General features: G+C 64.9%; 16 protein-coding genes. 9 read left to right on the forward strand and 7 right to left on the reverse strand.

The genetic code is table 11. The features are described from left to right. Positions 1-100 precede the first annotated feature (100 nt). Both AC1DFU_RS23995 and AC1DFU_RS24000 read left to right on the forward strand, forming a co-directional pair. A complete protein-coding gene (locus AC1DFU_RS23995) occupies positions 101-427 on the forward strand; it encodes an oligopeptide/dipeptide ABC transporter ATP-binding protein (protein WP_441593505.1) in 327 nt (108 codons plus the stop codon). Then, positions 424-1,371, forward strand: a complete 948-nt coding sequence (locus tag AC1DFU_RS24000; protein ID WP_092299685.1) for an ABC transporter ATP-binding protein — start codon at positions 424-426, stop codon at positions 1,369-1,371. The genes AC1DFU_RS23995 and AC1DFU_RS24000 overlap by 4 nt, the downstream gene beginning before the upstream one ends. A 10-nt stretch (positions 1,372-1,381) precedes the next feature. On the opposite strand, the gene AC1DFU_RS24005 is transcribed toward AC1DFU_RS24000, so the two are convergent. Together AC1DFU_RS24005 and AC1DFU_RS24010 are read right to left on the reverse strand one after the other, a co-directional pair. Then, positions 1,382-2,209, reverse strand: coding sequence for a phosphate/phosphite/phosphonate ABC transporter substrate-binding protein (locus tag AC1DFU_RS24005; RefSeq protein ID WP_441593470.1), 828 nt, complete (start codon positions 2,207-2,209; stop codon positions 1,382-1,384). Continuing rightward, a complete protein-coding gene (locus tag AC1DFU_RS24010; RefSeq protein WP_441593471.1) occupies positions 2,196-3,185 on the reverse strand; it encodes a fatty acid desaturase in 990 nt (329 codons plus the stop codon). Before AC1DFU_RS24010 ends, AC1DFU_RS24005 begins: the two co-directional genes overlap by 14 nt. A gap of 299 nt (positions 3,186-3,484) precedes the next feature. Between AC1DFU_RS24010 and AC1DFU_RS24015 the strand changes: the two genes are divergently transcribed. From AC1DFU_RS24015 to AC1DFU_RS24025, 3 genes are all read left to right on the forward strand, one after another. Beyond that, positions 3,485-4,735, forward strand: coding sequence for an acyl-CoA dehydrogenase family protein (locus tag AC1DFU_RS24015; protein WP_477159821.1), 1,251 nt, complete (start codon positions 3,485-3,487; stop codon positions 4,733-4,735). A 98-nt stretch (positions 4,736-4,833) separates the two neighbouring features. Further along, positions 4,834-5,595, forward strand: coding sequence for a MetQ/NlpA family ABC transporter substrate-binding protein (locus tag AC1DFU_RS24020; protein WP_255370955.1), 762 nt, complete (start codon positions 4,834-4,836; stop codon positions 5,593-5,595). A 73-nt stretch (positions 5,596-5,668) separates the two neighbouring features. Continuing rightward, on the forward strand, positions 5,669-6,502 hold the full coding sequence (locus AC1DFU_RS24025; RefSeq protein WP_441593473.1) for a class II aldolase/adducin family protein: 834 nt from the start codon (positions 5,669-5,671) through the stop codon (positions 6,500-6,502). Here the strand turns inward: AC1DFU_RS24025 and AC1DFU_RS24030 are convergent. Continuing rightward, positions 6,499-7,113: an HD domain-containing protein gene (locus AC1DFU_RS24030; protein WP_441593474.1), complete on the reverse strand. Its 615-nt coding sequence runs from the start codon at positions 7,111-7,113 to the stop codon at positions 6,499-6,501. The two genes, AC1DFU_RS24025 and AC1DFU_RS24030, sit on opposite strands and share 4 nt — an antisense overlap. Before the next feature lie 180 nt (positions 7,114-7,293). Between AC1DFU_RS24030 and AC1DFU_RS24035 the strand changes: the two genes are divergently transcribed. Beyond that, entirely contained in the window at positions 7,294-8,073 is a 780-nt protein-coding gene (locus AC1DFU_RS24035) for an enoyl-CoA hydratase (protein WP_441593475.1), read from the forward strand. Positions 8,074-8,106: 33 nt separating this feature from the next. On the opposite strand, the gene AC1DFU_RS24040 is transcribed toward AC1DFU_RS24035, so the two are convergent. Continuing rightward, entirely contained in the window at positions 8,107-8,538 is a 432-nt protein-coding gene (locus tag AC1DFU_RS24040) for a MarR family winged helix-turn-helix transcriptional regulator (RefSeq protein WP_092299953.1), read from the reverse strand. Positions 8,539-8,613: 75 nt separating this feature from the next. Then, positions 8,614-9,363, reverse strand: coding sequence for an SDR family oxidoreductase (locus AC1DFU_RS24045; RefSeq protein ID WP_441593476.1), 750 nt, complete (start codon positions 9,361-9,363; stop codon positions 8,614-8,616). A 107-nt stretch (positions 9,364-9,470) separates the two neighbouring features. Here AC1DFU_RS24045 and AC1DFU_RS24050 point away from each other — a divergent pair, with 107 nt between their 5' ends. Beyond that, complete coding sequence (locus AC1DFU_RS24050) at positions 9,471-10,394, forward strand: LysR family transcriptional regulator (RefSeq protein WP_092299665.1); 924 nt, start codon at positions 9,471-9,473, stop codon at positions 10,392-10,394. 272 nt (positions 10,395-10,666) lie between these two features. Here AC1DFU_RS24050 and soxR read toward each other — a convergent pair whose 3' ends face one another. Continuing rightward, positions 10,667-11,119, reverse strand: coding sequence for a redox-sensitive transcriptional activator SoxR (gene soxR, locus AC1DFU_RS24055; RefSeq protein ID WP_143093934.1), 453 nt, complete (start codon positions 11,117-11,119; stop codon positions 10,667-10,669). A 166-nt stretch (positions 11,120-11,285) separates the two neighbouring features. Between soxR and AC1DFU_RS24060 the strand changes: the two genes are divergently transcribed. Then, complete coding sequence (locus AC1DFU_RS24060) at positions 11,286-11,714, forward strand: RidA family protein (RefSeq protein WP_441593477.1); 429 nt, start codon at positions 11,286-11,288, stop codon at positions 11,712-11,714. 106 nt (positions 11,715-11,820) lie between these two features. Then, complete coding sequence (locus AC1DFU_RS24065) at positions 11,821-13,395, forward strand: MFS transporter (protein ID WP_441593506.1); 1,575 nt, start codon at positions 11,821-11,823, stop codon at positions 13,393-13,395. A gap of 228 nt (positions 13,396-13,623) precedes the next feature. Here the strand turns inward: AC1DFU_RS24065 and AC1DFU_RS24070 are convergent, their stop codons facing one another. Further along, positions 13,624-14,241 carry a nitroreductase family protein gene (locus AC1DFU_RS24070; RefSeq protein ID WP_441593478.1) on the reverse strand — a complete coding sequence of 206 codons (618 nt, stop codon included), beginning with the start codon at positions 14,239-14,241 and terminating at the stop codon, positions 13,624-13,626. Positions 14,242-14,425 lie beyond the last annotated feature (184 nt).

A 14,425-nucleotide genomic window follows, 5' to 3' on the forward strand; every position in this document is an offset into this window, starting at 1 on the left:
TGCGCTGCTCAAGCGTCTCCAGGCGGAGACCGGCATGGCGATGCTGCTGATTACGCACGACCTCGGCGTGGTGGCGGAGACCGCCGACCGCGCGGCCGTCATGTACGCGGGCCGTATCGTGGAACACGGTGATGTGGGCGACCTGCTGTCACACCCCACTCATCCGTACACGGCGGGCCTGCTCGCCTCCCTCGCCATCGAGGCGCTCCCGCCCGGCGCGCGGCTGCCGGAGATCCCCGGCACGGTACCGCCGTTGTCCGCCATGCCACCAGGCTGCGCCTTCGCGCCGCGCTGCGCACACGCACTGCCCCGATGCCGGACGGAGATCCCAACACTGCGACGCGAAGGCGGTCGCCAAACCGCGTGCCATGCCCCGCTGAGCTTGCCGGTGCGCAGCATCCCCGTTCTCGAAGAGGTGGCGGCATGACCGAGCCGTTGCTTGCGCTGCGCAATGTCACGCGGCATTTCCATACCCAGGCAGGTGTCGTGCGGGCCCTTGACGACGTTTCGCTCCACGTGTCACGTGGCGAGACGCTCGGCCTCGTCGGCGAAAGTGGCTGCGGCAAATCCACGGTGGCACGCGTGGCCATGCGCCTGACGGACGTCGATACCGGCCGCGTGCTGCTCGATGGCGAGGACATTGGCGCGCGGCGCGGCAGCGCGCTCGATACGATCCGTACGCGCCTGCAGATGGTGTTCCAGGACCCCGCCGCCTCGTTGAACCCACGCACCACCGTGGGACGGGCGCTGGAGGAGCCGCTGATCGTGCATCGTCGGGGCGCTTCGGCAGCGCGGCGCGCGCGCGTGGCGGAGATGCTCGACAAGGTCGGCCTGCATGCCGATATGGCCGCACGGCTGCCGCATGAGCTGTCTGGCGGTCAGCGTCAGCGCGTGGCGATTGCGCGGGCGTTGATGCTCGAACCGGACCTGATCGTCTGTGATGAAGCGGTGTCCGCGCTCGACGTCTCCATCCGCGCCCAGGTGTTGAACCTGTTGCTGGACCTGCGCGACACGCTCGGCATTGCCTACCTGTTCATCTCGCACGACCTCGCCGTGGTGCGCCATATGTCCGACCGCATCGCCGTGATGTATCTGGGGCAGGTGGTCGAACAGGGCCCCCGCGATGCGGTCTGGGATTCAGCGCTGCATCCGTACACGCGTGCGTTGATCGCTTCGGCACCTTCGGCGCGCCGCGAAGCGCGCGAGCGTCCCGGCGCGGTCATCGAGGGGGAACTGCCCAGCCCACTGGCGCCGCCGGCAGGTTGCCGCTTTCACACCCGTTGCGCGTATGCCAGCGCACAATGCCGCGAGTCCGCACCAGTTTTGCGGGAGCGTGACGCGGGTCACTGGGTAGCTTGCCATGTTGCGTAGTGGCAGGGCGTCATCGCAACTCGGCGTATCCACGGCGATGCGCCTCGTCTTCCATCTGCGCATGCGGCAGGTAGTCCGCCACCGTGGCGGGCACGAGGTCGCGCAGCCGTAGCCGTGCGCAGAGTGCGGCGTCCTCGCGCAGGCACGCGCACAGCGCCAGCCTGACATTGTCGAGGAGCGCCTGCCCCACCCGGCGCGAGGCGATGAAGGGCAACCCCGCCACAGCACGTGTTTCGCCGATCTGGCGCAGGCCCTCCAGCTTCGCCGGCATGTGCTCGCGCGCGAAGGCCAGCGTGACGCAATCAATGGCCGCCACGTCCGCCTCACCTTCCGCAACGGACGCCAGCGAGCACAGGTGCGAACCCGTATAGACCGTGTGCGCAAAGAATCGCCCGTCGCGCGCCAGTGGCGCAACGGCGTGGCGCAACGCATTCATGCCACTATGAGATGTGCGATCGTTGCATGCCACCCGCATGCCCTGGCAGTCTGTCAACGTGGCAGGGCCGTCCTTCGCACGCACCATGATCGCGCTGGTATAGCGATGCCCCACGCATCCGCGCGCCGCGAAACTCGGCGTCCCGATCAACTGAATATGGCCGGCGAGGCCGTGAATCAGCGGGTAACCACAGGTCTGCGACAGCAGTACGTCGTCACGGCGCCAGAACGCGTGCAGCGCCTCCGCGCGCTCTCCCGGCTCCACGACGGACAACGCTACGGGCGTATCGCTTCGTGCCAGCCGTTCCGCGATTCGAGCCAGCAGCGCGTGCCAGTCTTCCCGCAAGGCGGGGCTAACGTTGTACATCGGCAGTGCGGCCACCCAGCGTTCAGGTGCGCTCATGGTGTCCTCCTGCGTCCCTGGGGCGTTCCGCCGGGGCGTGATACACCGGATGCGCCACCGGTGCCACGGCACGCAACGCGTATCGAAAGATCCATTCGCGATAGCCGCGCACCAGGAATCCGTCGGTGCGCGCCAGGTAGTCCCCGGCACGCCGACGATAGACCCAAGCAAGCGCAAACCATGGCACTGCTGGCAGATCGTGATGCACGAGGTGATAGTTGTTGTTCAGGAACAGGAGCCGCCACGCCCATCCGGCATCGTTGATCACGCTGCGCGCGCCAAACGGCGGATCCACACGATGCTCATGGAAGGAACGGATAGCGGCAAGCGACAGCGCCGGGTATCCCACGCCCGCCAGCACCAGCCACGCCGGCATCCCGCAGGAGGTATCGAGCCACACCAGCAGCACGCCTAGCGCCAGCAGATGGGCGATCCACGTCGGCACATCCTCCCAGTTGCCGTGGCGAACCCGGTCCACGGCATCGGCACCAATCGAGGCAATGGCAAACGCGGGCTGGAGCAACACACGCCCTGTCAGCGTATTGCGCGCCGCGTAGAGCCTGCGCACCAGCGGCCCGGCTGCGTGCCAGTCACCGGCGAACAGGAAGTAGCTTTCCGGATCGCCATCCGGATGGGTGAGGTCCGCAGCATGGTGCTCCAGATGTGAGCGCCGGTAGATGCCGTATGGCAGCCAGATGCCAAGTGGTGCGGCGCCTAGCAGGGCATTGAGCCACGGCAGCCGGGTGGGATGGCCGTGCAGCAGTTCATGTTGCAGTGACAGGAACCACGTGGTCGCCAACGTCAGCAGCACGCAGGCGAGCGGCAGCCCGATCCGGTTGGCGTTGACCGCCACGCCGAACCACGACGCGTAGACGGCAACGATCAGCAGCCAGGTTGGCAATTCCGATCGCCACAGCCAATGACGGGCGGCGTGGGCCAGTTCGGCGCGCTGTCTGTTGTCGAGGTAGGTGGCCATGAATGCTGTGATGCAACGGGAAATGGACGTTCAGCTTACGGGCATGAGCCGCCGGACCGGAACGATTGAATGACCATATGAATATGCGCGTGCCCGGTGTCGGCGCACTTCCCGGCGTATTCCTCATGAGCTCATTCACCCGACGCCGGTGGGCGACCGAGACGGCATTCCCACGCGCCACCGCACAGCCGGATTTCGCATATGAATCGCACGCGCAAGCGATATCGACATGCGGATATCGTGCTTCGCCGTTCCCGCCGTATTGATTACCCTGAGTGGCCCCGAACCACGATGACGACATGGGAACTATCGATACGCTGGCGCCGCGCGACGCGGCCGTCAACCCGCACCCTGCCCCGCGCGGCGAAGCGCTACCGCCGGCCGGGGAAGTCGCCGTGCTGCGCGAGCGCGCGAGGGCATTGCTGCCCGAGATCGCGGCCGAGGCCAGCGCGCGTGAGTCCCGGCGCGAGCTGCCCTTTGCGCTCGCCCGAAAGATCGCGAACGCTGGCCTGCTGACGTTCAGGATACCCAAGGCATATGGCGGCCCGGGTGGCAGCATTCGGGACACGATCCAGTTCGTCATCGACCTCGCGGCGGTCGACGCCAATCTCGCTCAATCTCTGCGGCCGAACTTCGGCCTCGTGGAAGGGATATTGGCAGGACAGGACAACGAAGCCGAACGCGACCGCTGGTTCAACCGCTTACTGTCTGGCCAGATCATCGGGAATGGCGGCATCGAACGCGGTGGCAAGCAGGGCGAAGTCAGGGCGACCATCGTGCGGAACGACGACCATCACGTCGTCAACGGCACGAAGTACTACAGCACCGGGGCACTGTACGCGGACTGGGTCACGTCCATCGCCCTGGACGAGACCGGGCAGGAAACTCATTTCACGGTGCCACGCCAACGCGCGGGCATGGAACTCGTCGATGACTTCGACACCATCGGACAACGCCTCACCGCCAGCGGTACCACGCGCTTTACGGACATGCGAGTGGAGCCGGACGAAGTCCGCCGCAGTCATGTTCCGCGGGACCGCCGGAATCCCGTCACGCCCGTGTTCCAGCTCTTCCTCGCCGCTACCGAGGCCGGCATCGCACGCAACGCGTTGAACGATGCGATCTGGTTCGCACGCAACAAGGCGCGGCCCATCAAGCACAGTTCGGCCGAGCGTTCGGTGGATGACCCCTACGTGCAGGAGACCATCGGCCAGATTGCCGCCGAAGTCTACGCGGCCGAAGCGGCCACGCTGCGCGCCGCTGACGCCATTGACGCCGCGTGGGCCGACCACCTCAGCGATGCCTCGCTGACGCAGGCGTCCATCGATGTGGCCCAGGCACAGTACTTCGCCGTAGGCGCCGCATTGAAGAGTGCCGAGTACGTGTTCGACGTCGGGGGCGCATCGGCGTGTGATCGCACCTACAACCTCGATCGGCTTTGGCGCAATGCACGCACCGTGGCGAATCACAATCCGCGCCAGTGGAAATCCGCCGCCGTAGGCGCCTGGCTGCTCAAGGATCAGCCCCCACCTACCACGGGTCTGTTTTAGCACCTCGCAACTCACATCAATCAGGGACTCTCACAATGAAAACATGGACGCGCGCCCTCATCGTGGCGCTTGGGGTTGGCATCGGCGTGACCGGGGGCATGGGATCTGCCTCGGCGCAGGGCGCACCGGAAAAATCGAAGATCAAGGTTGGCATTTCGGCCGGCAACCAGGAGCAGATCTTCGATGTGGTCAAGAAAGTGGCCGCCCGGGACGGCCTGACGATCGACGTCGTGGTATTCAACGACTACCTGCAGCCCAACGAGGCGCTCGCGTCTGGCGATCTCGATGCGAACGCGTTCCAGCACAAGCCATTCCTCGACAGCCAGATCAAGACGCGTGGCTACAAGATCGTGCCGGCTGGCCTGACGATCACGGCGCCGCTCGGCATCTACTCCAAGAAGTACCACAGCATTGATCAACTGCCGGAAGGCGCGCGCATCGGCATCCAGAACGATCCGTCGAACGGCAATCGCGCGTTGCTGCTGTTGCAAAAGGCCGGCCTGATCAAGTTGAAGGTGGGGGTAGGCCAGAACGGCGTCAACGCGACGCCGCTCGATGTGGTGGAGAATCCGCGCAAGCTCAAGCTCGTGGAACTCGACGCCGCGCAGTTGCCGCGTGCGCTGCCTGACCTCGCGGCGGCATCGATCAACAACGACTATGCCTACCAGGCCGGACTGTCCTTGCAGAAGGACACCATTGCGATCGAGGATGCACGCGGCCCCTACGCGAATCTGATTGCCACGCGCCCGCAAGACAAGGAAAAGCCATGGGTGGCCAGACTGGTCAAGGCCTACCAGTCCGACGAAGTGCGCAACTTCATCAACACCCAGTTCAAGGGGTCGATCATCCCTGCATTCTGATCCCGAAGACGCGCAGCGACATCTGCGTGAATGACAACGAATTGCCTGCGGGAATCGCCGCAAAGGTCCAACGATGAACTCCGTCTTTCCGTTCGAACACCGGGCGTCTTTCACGCCCAACCCAGAACCGCGGCAGAAATTCTGGTTCGACCCGCTACCTGAGCGCCCCAGCGTGGCGGCCGAGCGTCGGCACCGTCAGGAGCGTCTTGCCGGCGCTTTCCGCCTCTTTGCACGCCAGGGCTTCGCGCTCGGCCTTGCCGGGCACATCACCGCGCGGGACCCCGAGTTTCCCGATCATTTCTGGGTCAACCCGCTCGGCGTGCATTTCTCGCGCATCCGCGTCTCCGACCTGTTGCTCGTGAACGCCCGCGGTGAAACAGTGGTCGGCAACCGCCCGCTGAACAAGGCGGCCTTTGCCATCCACGCGGCCATTCATGAGGCACACCCGCACGTCGTAGCAGCCGCGCATACGCATTCCACCTACGGCAAGGCCTGGTCCACGCTGGGCCGCAAGCTCGATCCTCTGACGCAGGATGCGTGCTCGTTCTTTGAAGACCACGTGCTGTTCGATGATTTCACCGGTATGGTCGTGGACAACTCCGAGGGGGATCGCATTGCGCAGGCCCTGGACAAGGGCAATGGCCAGACGTACAAAGGTGCGATCCTGAAGAACCACGGCATCCTGACGGCGGGTCCTACCGTGGAAGCCACAGCCTGGTGGTACATCGCACTGGAGAATGCCGCACACACGCAACTGCTTGCCGAAGCCGCCGGCACACCACAACTGATCGACACTGCCACGGCGCGGCACACACATGGCCAGGTGGGCGGCAATGAAGGCTCGTTGCACGCGTTCGAGAGCCTCTTCGCGGGGTTGGTGGATGCAGAACCCGATCTGCTCGATTAGACACGCCCGTCAAGATCGGCTTTCCCGGCCAGCGGATCGCTGAAGTGTTCCCGTACGAGCTGGGCGGCCACCTCCCAGAGGGCGGGTGCGCCACTTTCGATGGTCGGCCCGTAACGCGCGAAGACCTGCTCCTCACTGACCTGAGGCGCGACCCAGGTGCCGCCGTCCGTTGCCACGTTGTGAAGTAGCGGCTGGAAGCGGTCCAACGCCTTGGCGAACTTCGCGTCGTCGCTCTCCGCTGCCTCGAATTCGGTCCAAAGACCGCGAAACTCGGCGGCTTGCGCATCCGGCAGCAAGGAAAAGATCCGCTCCGCCGCCTGGCGCTCCCGTTCCACCTGATCGGCCTGCATCGACGGATCATGGAACGGCGTATCGCCGGCATCGATCTCCACAATATCGTGGAGGAGGAGCATCTTCACAACGCGGACCACGTCGACAGGCGCCGCCGCGTGCTCCGACAGCACGAGCGCATACATGGCGAGATGCCAGGAATGCTCGGCACTGTTTTCTCGACGCGAGCGATCGATCAGCGGCGACATCCTTACGACGCTCTTCAGTCGATCAATCTCTCTCAGGAAGGCGAGCTGCCGCTCCAGGTGGGAAAGGTCCATGGTGAACACGAGGCGATAAGAATCACTGGAAGGAAGAAGTCTAGCAGCCACCTTCGCGTGCTTCAGGCGCTACCCCCGCCAGCGGACACAAGACCGCTTGCCGTCGACCCGCAGGGACTTTACTTCGCATGCAAAGTATCAATATACTTCGCATACGAACTTAAACCCTTGGAGACCGGCATGACCACCCCGGAAATTCGCACCGACCTGACTGACGGCGTGCTGACCATCACGCTAGCCAGACCGGACAAGAAGAACGCCCTCACGAATCAGATGTACGGCACGCTGGCCGATACCATCGAGCGCGCCGAGCACGATCGCAACATCCGCGTATTGCTGGTGCAAGGGGATGGGGACATGTTCACTGCAGGGAATGATGTGAGCGAGTTCGCAGCGATCGCGGCGGGAAAGGGTCCTGCCGAACGTCATGTGCACCGCTTTCTGCATGCCTTGGCCAAGGCGACGGTGCCCATCGTTGCAGCGGTCCACGGCAAGGCCGTCGGCGTTGGCACCACCATGCTGCTGCATTGCGACTACGTGCTGCTGGCGCAGGATGCGCAACTGATCACACCTTTCGTGAATCTCGCGCTCGTGCCTGAGGCGGCCTCGAGCTACCTGATGCCGCTGTGCATCGGCCACGCCCGGGCATTCGAGATGTTTGCGATGGGTGAGCCGCTGGACGCCCAGACTGCCGTGGCGTGGGGCATCGCCAACAGGGTCTGCAACAACGATCAACTTCGTGCGGAAGCGCGCCGCATGGCCGAGCGCATCGCCGCCAAGCCGCCCGGTTCCCTCAGCGCGATGAAGGCGCTGATGCGTAAAGCCGAGGCGCTGGTGGCCCAGATGGATAGCGAGAGCGCCAAGTTCCAGGAACGGCTGACGAGCGCCGAGGCCAGGGAGGCGTTTGCCGCCTTCGCCGAAAAACGCAAGCCAGATTTCTCGAAGGTGACGCAGCAGTAAGCGTGCACGCTGCGGCCCCAGCCGCAGCCCAGGTTACGCGTCCCCGTCGTCGGCGACGGGAAACTTTTCCTGCAGGCTGGCGAGCCACCGCGCCACCACGTCGACTTCCGCCTCCGTGAAGCCCTCGGTCAACTTTGCATTAAGGTCCTTCATGCGCGTCTTGGAACGCTGGCGCGCGGCACGCCCTGCATCCGTCAGCCACAAGCGCGATGCCCGGCCGTCGGTCTCATCGGCCCGGCGCTCGATCAATCCAGCTTTTTCGGTCCGGTCAGCCAGACCGCTGATGCCCGGCGCACCCAGATCGAGCGCGGCAGCCGCCTCGCTCATCAGTGCACCGTCGTGCGTGCCCAGGAAGAACAGCAGCCCGGACTGAGCCGCTGTCACCCCGCCACCGGCTGCGCGCGTCTGCCATCGTTGCAGTCGACGCTGGCCAACGTTCAATAGATATACAAGGCGATGCTGCATCTTCCTGAGGCAAGAGTTGTCGTGATTTAGTTCGCATGTGAATCATATCACGCACATCGCCTTGAACCCGTCCGCTCAGGCGTTGAAACCGCCGTCGATCGTCAGGCTTGCACCAGTAACGAAACCAGCCTCCGGGCTGGCCACGTAGGCAACCATGCCTGCGATCTCGGCCGGATGCGCGTGACGCTCCAGGGCCATCAGGGCATGGAGGGCGCCGCCGAAATCGCCGGACTCCGGATTCATATCGGTATTGGTCGGACCGGGTTGGACATTGTTGACCGTGATGCCCTTCGGCCCGAGGTCGCGCGCCATGCCTTGCACGAGCCCTTGCAGCGCCGACTTGCTCATCGCGTAAGCCGCGCCGCCCGGGAACGGCATGCGCTCGGCATTGCAGCTGCCGATATTGATGATGCGACCGCCCTGCCCCATGTGCGGCAAGACCGCCTTCGACGCGACGAAGACGGCGCGCACATTCACTTCCAGGGTCTTGTCGAAGTCTTCCAGCGAGAAGGTATCGATCCCGCCCATCAGCAGCACGCCGGCATTGTTCACGAGGATGTCGATCTTGCCAAAGTGCCGCGCGGCGTCGTCGATGGCGCGCGTGAGCGAGGCCGCATCGCCTGCGTCCGACTGGATGGCCAGTGCGCGGCCGCCAGCGGCTTCCACGCTGGCCACCAGTGCGTTGGCGTTGGCGGTCGAGCCCTTGTAGGTAAATGCCACGGCTGCGCCGTCCTGCGCCAGACGCTGGACGATCGCGGCGCCAATGCCGCGGGCGCCGCCAGTAACGAAAGCAACCTTGCCGGCAAAGGTGGTGGGGGTGGTCATGTCGAAACTCCATCGGGTTAGGGTGAGTGAAGTATCCACACACGATTGCCGCGCGAATAGCCCATAATCCGGATCATCAATTTCAACCAAAAGTATCGGATCTGACGATGGAAGGCCTGAGTCTTCTCGAATCCTTCATCCTGAGCGCCCAAACGGGCAGCTTCTCGGGGGCCGCGCGGCGTCTGGGCGTCACGCCCGCTGCGCTCAGCAAGAACGTCGCGCGCCTGGAAGCGCGGCTCGGACTGCGGCTGTTCCATCGCAGCACGCGCAATCTGACCCTCACGGCCGACGGCGAGCGCTTTCTGCACGAGGTGACCGCGCCCTACGCGGACTTGCAGGACGCCTTTTCCCACGCGGCGGAGCGCAGCGGCGCGCCGTCGGGGATGCTGAAAGTGAGCTTGGGGGTCGCGTTCGGGCGGGAATACCTGGTGCCGATGCTTGGCGAATTCCTGGGCCGCTATCCGGAAGTCGTGCCGGACTGGCATTTCGATAACCGGCCCGTCGACCTGATCGGCGGCGGCTTCGATGCGGCGATTGGGGGTGGCATCGAACTGAGCCAGGGGGTCATCGCCCGGGAATTGGCTCCCGCGCACGTGATCGTCGCGGCATCGCCGGCCTATATGGCGACCCGGCGCATGCCGAGGCACCCCTCGGAGTTGGCCCAGTTCGATGGCATCGCCCGGCGCTCGGTCGCCACCGGCCGCCAGTACGCATGGACCCTGCGCAATCCGTTCGGTGAGAAGGCCCTGGCCGAGTGCCGCACCCGCCTTATTTTCGACGACCCGGAAGCCATGGCGCACGCGGCGATGCTTGGCCACGGCGTGGCCATGCTGCCGATGCCGCACGCTTCCCGCTGGCTGCTCAGCGGCGACCTCATCCGGTTGCTGCCCGGCTGGTACGCGGATATCGGGCCGATCTGCCTCTATTACCCAAACAAGCAGCAGCTGCCGCTCAGGACGCGTGCGTTCATCGATTTCGTAGTCGATGCGTTCCGCGAACAGCGCCTGGCTGCGCGTTTCGATAGCCGCTGAGGCCATGCAGGACGAATAACGCGGCTCCAGTTGAACGTGGTGCCAGAGCTGTCGCTCCGATGGACGACCACGATCTTCATATCTGGCCAGCAGCAGGCCAGGATTTTCCGCCGCAATGGCCGGATCGTTCCAGTTGACGATTCTTCCCTGGTAGATCTCCGTGAGCAGCGCACCGGTCATGCGTAACTGCCCCGGGCGGACGCCATCCAGGTTGAACACGGGCACGACACCGCCGATCACGATGGGAAACGGCTATGGCAGACACATGACAATCACAATCGCGAATCGCCCTCGCCCACGTGGGCGCCTGGCCCCTGTCTCGCCATCACGTCCTGCGGATTGCGCAACGGACACGCCTTCAGCGACAGGCAGCCGCAGCCGATGCAGCCGTCGAGTTGATCGCGGAGCAACGTCAACGCACGAATGCGGGCGTCGAGATCTTCCCGCCAGGACGCTGACAGCCGGCGCCAGTCGGCCACGGTCGGTGCCTTGCCTGCCGGCAAACGCGCGAATGCGTCGGCAATGACCGCGAGCGGCACGCCCATGCGCTGGGCAATGCGTAAAACAGCCAGCCGACGGAGGATGCCGCGCGGATAGCGGCGCTGGTTGCCAGCGCTGCGCGTGCTCGAAATCAATCCCTTCGATTCGTAGAAATGGAGCGCGGACGCGGCCACGCCGCTGCGCTCGACCACTTCGCCAATGGTCAGCGGATCGCGGGCGCGCATCGGGCGCACCGGGGGCTCCAACGGAGCGTTCTTCGGGGGGCGGCTCATGACAGGACCATGGAGGACAAGGAAAGCCCTTGCAGCGCGCATGGTATCGCATCGAAGCTTGACCTCAAGTGCACTTGAAGTTTGACACTGGTATCCCTTCTCCATCCAGGACCCTGCCATGCTGCTCGAATCGCCGCGCGCCCCGTACCTCCAGTTCATGAACCCGCCCGACCTCTACGACCCGCGCCTGAACGGCTATTCACATGTCGCGATGGTGAACCGGCCCGCGAAGATCATCTTCGCGGCGGGCCAGGGTGGCGAGGACATGTGCGGCGGCCTGCTGGCCGACTTCACGGCGCAGGTCAACCGTGCACTGTCCAACCTGCGCGTGGCGCTGCAGGCCGGCGGTGCGGATATCCCAGATGTGGCCAAGATCACGGTGCTGATCGTCGATCATTCGATGGAACGACTGGCCATCTTCAGCCGTGCCTGGCAGGCCCTGCTGGGCGACTGGCCGGCCCCCGCCTGCACGCTGATTCCCGTGCCAAGGCTGGCGATCGACGGCATGCTGTTCGAGATCGAGGCGGTGGCGGTGCTGCCGGAATAACAGGTCTGGACCAATCCAAACCGGGCGACTCCATTTACTATGCTAGTCACCATCGACCGGCACGGGAGCGAGCTTGGCCAATCCGGATCTTCTCGATCGCGACCCAATGGCCGCGCGCGTCGTCGCTGCGCAAGCCAGCCCTTGTGACGAACTCGTCATCCGTACGCAGCCCAACGCGGTCGATCGTCCGTGCCGGCGCAAACGTATGGCGCTCGCCGCGACGATCCTCGGCTCAAGCATGGCGTTCATCGACGGCTCCGTCGTCAATGTTGCGCTGCCCGCCATGCAGAGCGAGCTCGGCGCGAGCGTTGCGGCAATGCAGTGGATCGTTAACGCCTACCTGCTCTTTCTCGGGTCCCTCGTGCTGGTGGGCGGATCGATGGGCGACAAGCTCGGCCGCCGCACGGTGTTCATCGCCGGCGTCGGGGTCTTCACGGTGGCGTCGGCCGCTTGCGGGCTCGCGCCAAACGCGAGTTCGCTGATCGTCGCGCGCGCTGTCCAGGGCATTGGCGCGGCGCTCTTTGTCCCCAGTAGTCTCGCGATCATCGGCGCCGTGTTCGAAGGCGAAGCACGCGGACGGGCGATTGGCACCTGGGCGGCCGTCGGCGCGATCACGTCGGCGGTGGGGCCGGTGGCAGGCGGCGCGCTTGTCGACGCGTTGTCGTGGCGCGCAATATTTTTCCTCAACGTACCGCTTGCAGCGCTGACAATTGCGCTGGCGATGTCGTCAGTGCCGAATAGCCACAAGCTCGATGCGCCTCAGCAACTGGACTGGCCCGGCGCGCTGAGCGCGGCGGCCGGGCTCGCCACCCTCACCTATGGCCTGACCCAGGTGTCGGCGCGCGGCTTCGCGCATCCGCTCGTACTGGGCACGATCGGCGCCGGCGTGCTCGTGCTGGGCGCATTCGTGAGGATCGAAGCGAACAGCCGTCATCCCATGATGCCACTCGACGTGTTTCGCTCCCGCGATTTCACCGGCGCCAACCTCGTCACCCTACTGCTCTACTTCGGTCTGGGCGGCGCACTGTTCTTCCTGCCGTTCACGCTGATACGCGCACATGCCTACACCGCAACCGAAGCAGGCGCCGCGCTGCTACCGGTGCCGGTCATCATCGGCTTGCTATCGCGCTTCACCGGCAGCCTGACAAGCCGCTTCGGTTCGCGGGCACTGTTGAGCGCTGGCCCGGCCGTCGCCGGCATCGGATTCGCGATGCTGGCGCTGCCGTTCGTGCATGGCGGCTATTGGACCGGATTCTTCCCGGCACTCGCCGTGCTCGGGCTCGGTATGACGATCACCGTCGCGCCACTCACGGCGACGGTTATGGGCTCCGTGCCGGGCGACCAGGTAGGCATCGCCTCCGGCATCAACAACGCGGTTGCCCGGGTGGCGAGCCTGCTGGCCGTTGCGGTGCTCGGCATCGTGTTCGTGTGGTCGCACGAAGCGGCGCTGTCGGCGCGGCTGGATGCACTGCATATTCCTCAGGATGCACGCCAGACCGGGCAATTGCTGGAGCCGGACGGAGCGGCAGCAGGCGACACCCGTACACCGCCTCAGGGCCCCTTGGCGCGGGCGGAGGCCGAAGCCATCGCTGACGCCCTGCGCGCCGTGGCGCTTGTGGCCGCCGCCTGCGCGTTTGCCGGAGCGGGTGTAGCGATGGCGACCATCCAGCGCCGCAAGTGACGTGCTTCGCGTCGGCCGCAGAAGGCGAGCGTAAATCCACCTTTACAAAATCCCACGGCGAAATGCCATGCAGCACGATTATCGAAGCGCATGGCGGCCGGTTGTGGGCGAGTGCCAATCTGCCACGGGGAGCCGTTGTGCAGTTCATCGTGCCTGAGGAGCCCACTGATCATGGATGCCGAAGCGCAGTTGCCTTCGGCATCCATGATGAAGGGCTCTGTGTGGGACCTACGCGAAGTCAAGCACCTCTGCTACTGCGCGGCGCGGCTTTTGCGCCCAGTTCTCGGGCAGGGCTGACCCGACGGACAGCAGCATGACGGGCACTTCGTCTTCGGCCAGCCCGAACTCACTTGCTACCGCCTCGGCGTCGAAACCGATCATCGGCGACGAACCCAGGCCCAGCGCATGCGCAGCATAGATCAACGCCGTCGCGCCGATGGCACCGGTGCGTACCGCCTCGTCGCGCTGGAGCTGCGGATGCTCGAAGTACAGGCCGCGCGCAGCATCTTCGAACCCCGTGGCGACCTTCGCCGGCATGATGCCCGCCTCCACGGCTGGCGCCAGGCGCTTCGGCAACACCCGATGGTCGGCCAACTGTCCGCAGATGATGAAGGTAACGGAGGCATCGGTGATCTTGGGCTGGTCCCAGGCAACGGCCCGCAGGCGCGCCTTGGCTTCAGGCGTGCGCACTGCGATGAAGCGCCAGTTCTGCAAGTTGAAGGATGTCGGCGCAGTGGTGGCGACTCTTACCAACTCGCGGATCTGATCGTCGCCCACGGTAAAGGCAGGGTCGTACAGACTGATGGTACGACGGCTCACAAGGGATTCGATGATAGCGTTGGCCATGGTGATTCCTATGGTCGAAGGACTGGGTTGAGAGGCACGGGTGGTGATCTGTTGCGATCGTAGTAACACGGCGCAGAACAAATCTTATGGAATCCGCCGGCCTGCCGGTAGATCCGGGAAGGCGCTCACAGCGTTGTCCTGCCGGCACCAATCCTCCCGTTGCTTCGGGTAACGATGCAATGTG

The sequence above is a fragment of the Cupriavidus sp. 10L45 genome, assembly GCF_056395225.1.

What these genes read in the sequence shown, in the direction of transcription:
- AC1DFU_RS24070 (WP_441593478.1), bottom strand. Translation starts at nt 14,241, where the DNA reads ATGGCCAACGCTATCATCGAATCCCTTGTGAGCCGTCGTACCATCAGT.
- AC1DFU_RS24020 (WP_255370955.1), top strand. Translation starts at nt 4,834, where the DNA reads ATGGGATCTGCCTCGGCGCAGGGCGCACCGGAAAAATCGAAGATCAAG.
- AC1DFU_RS24040 (WP_092299953.1), bottom strand. Translation starts at nt 8,538, where the DNA reads ATGCAGCATCGCCTTGTATATCTATTGAACGTTGGCCAGCGTCGACTG.
- AC1DFU_RS24015 (WP_477159821.1), top strand. Translation starts at nt 3,485, where the DNA reads ATGGGAACTATCGATACGCTGGCGCCGCGCGACGCGGCCGTCAACCCG.
- AC1DFU_RS24065 (WP_441593506.1), top strand. Translation starts at nt 11,821, where the DNA reads ATGGCCGCGCGCGTCGTCGCTGCGCAAGCCAGCCCTTGTGACGAACTC.
- AC1DFU_RS24000 (WP_092299685.1), top strand. Translation starts at nt 424, where the DNA reads ATGACCGAGCCGTTGCTTGCGCTGCGCAATGTCACGCGGCATTTCCAT.
- AC1DFU_RS23995 (WP_441593505.1), top strand. Translation starts at nt 101, where the DNA reads ATGTACGCGGGCCGTATCGTGGAACACGGTGATGTGGGCGACCTGCTG.
- AC1DFU_RS24050 (WP_092299665.1), top strand. Translation starts at nt 9,471, where the DNA reads ATGGAAGGCCTGAGTCTTCTCGAATCCTTCATCCTGAGCGCCCAAACG.
- AC1DFU_RS24010 (WP_441593471.1), bottom strand. Translation starts at nt 3,185, where the DNA reads ATGGCCACCTACCTCGACAACAGACAGCGCGCCGAACTGGCCCACGCC.
- AC1DFU_RS24005 (WP_441593470.1), bottom strand. Translation starts at nt 2,209, where the DNA reads ATGAGCGCACCTGAACGCTGGGTGGCCGCACTGCCGATGTACAACGTT.
- AC1DFU_RS24045 (WP_441593476.1), bottom strand. Translation starts at nt 9,363, where the DNA reads ATGACCACCCCCACCACCTTTGCCGGCAAGGTTGCTTTCGTTACTGGC.
- AC1DFU_RS24030 (WP_441593474.1), bottom strand. Translation starts at nt 7,113, where the DNA reads ATGGACCTTTCCCACCTGGAGCGGCAGCTCGCCTTCCTGAGAGAGATT.
- AC1DFU_RS24035 (WP_441593475.1), top strand. Translation starts at nt 7,294, where the DNA reads ATGACCACCCCGGAAATTCGCACCGACCTGACTGACGGCGTGCTGACC.
- soxR (WP_143093934.1), bottom strand. Translation starts at nt 11,119, where the DNA reads ATGCGCGCCCGCGATCCGCTGACCATTGGCGAAGTGGTCGAGCGCAGC.
- AC1DFU_RS24060 (WP_441593477.1), top strand. Translation starts at nt 11,286, where the DNA reads ATGCTGCTCGAATCGCCGCGCGCCCCGTACCTCCAGTTCATGAACCCG.
- AC1DFU_RS24025 (WP_441593473.1), top strand. Translation starts at nt 5,669, where the DNA reads ATGAACTCCGTCTTTCCGTTCGAACACCGGGCGTCTTTCACGCCCAAC.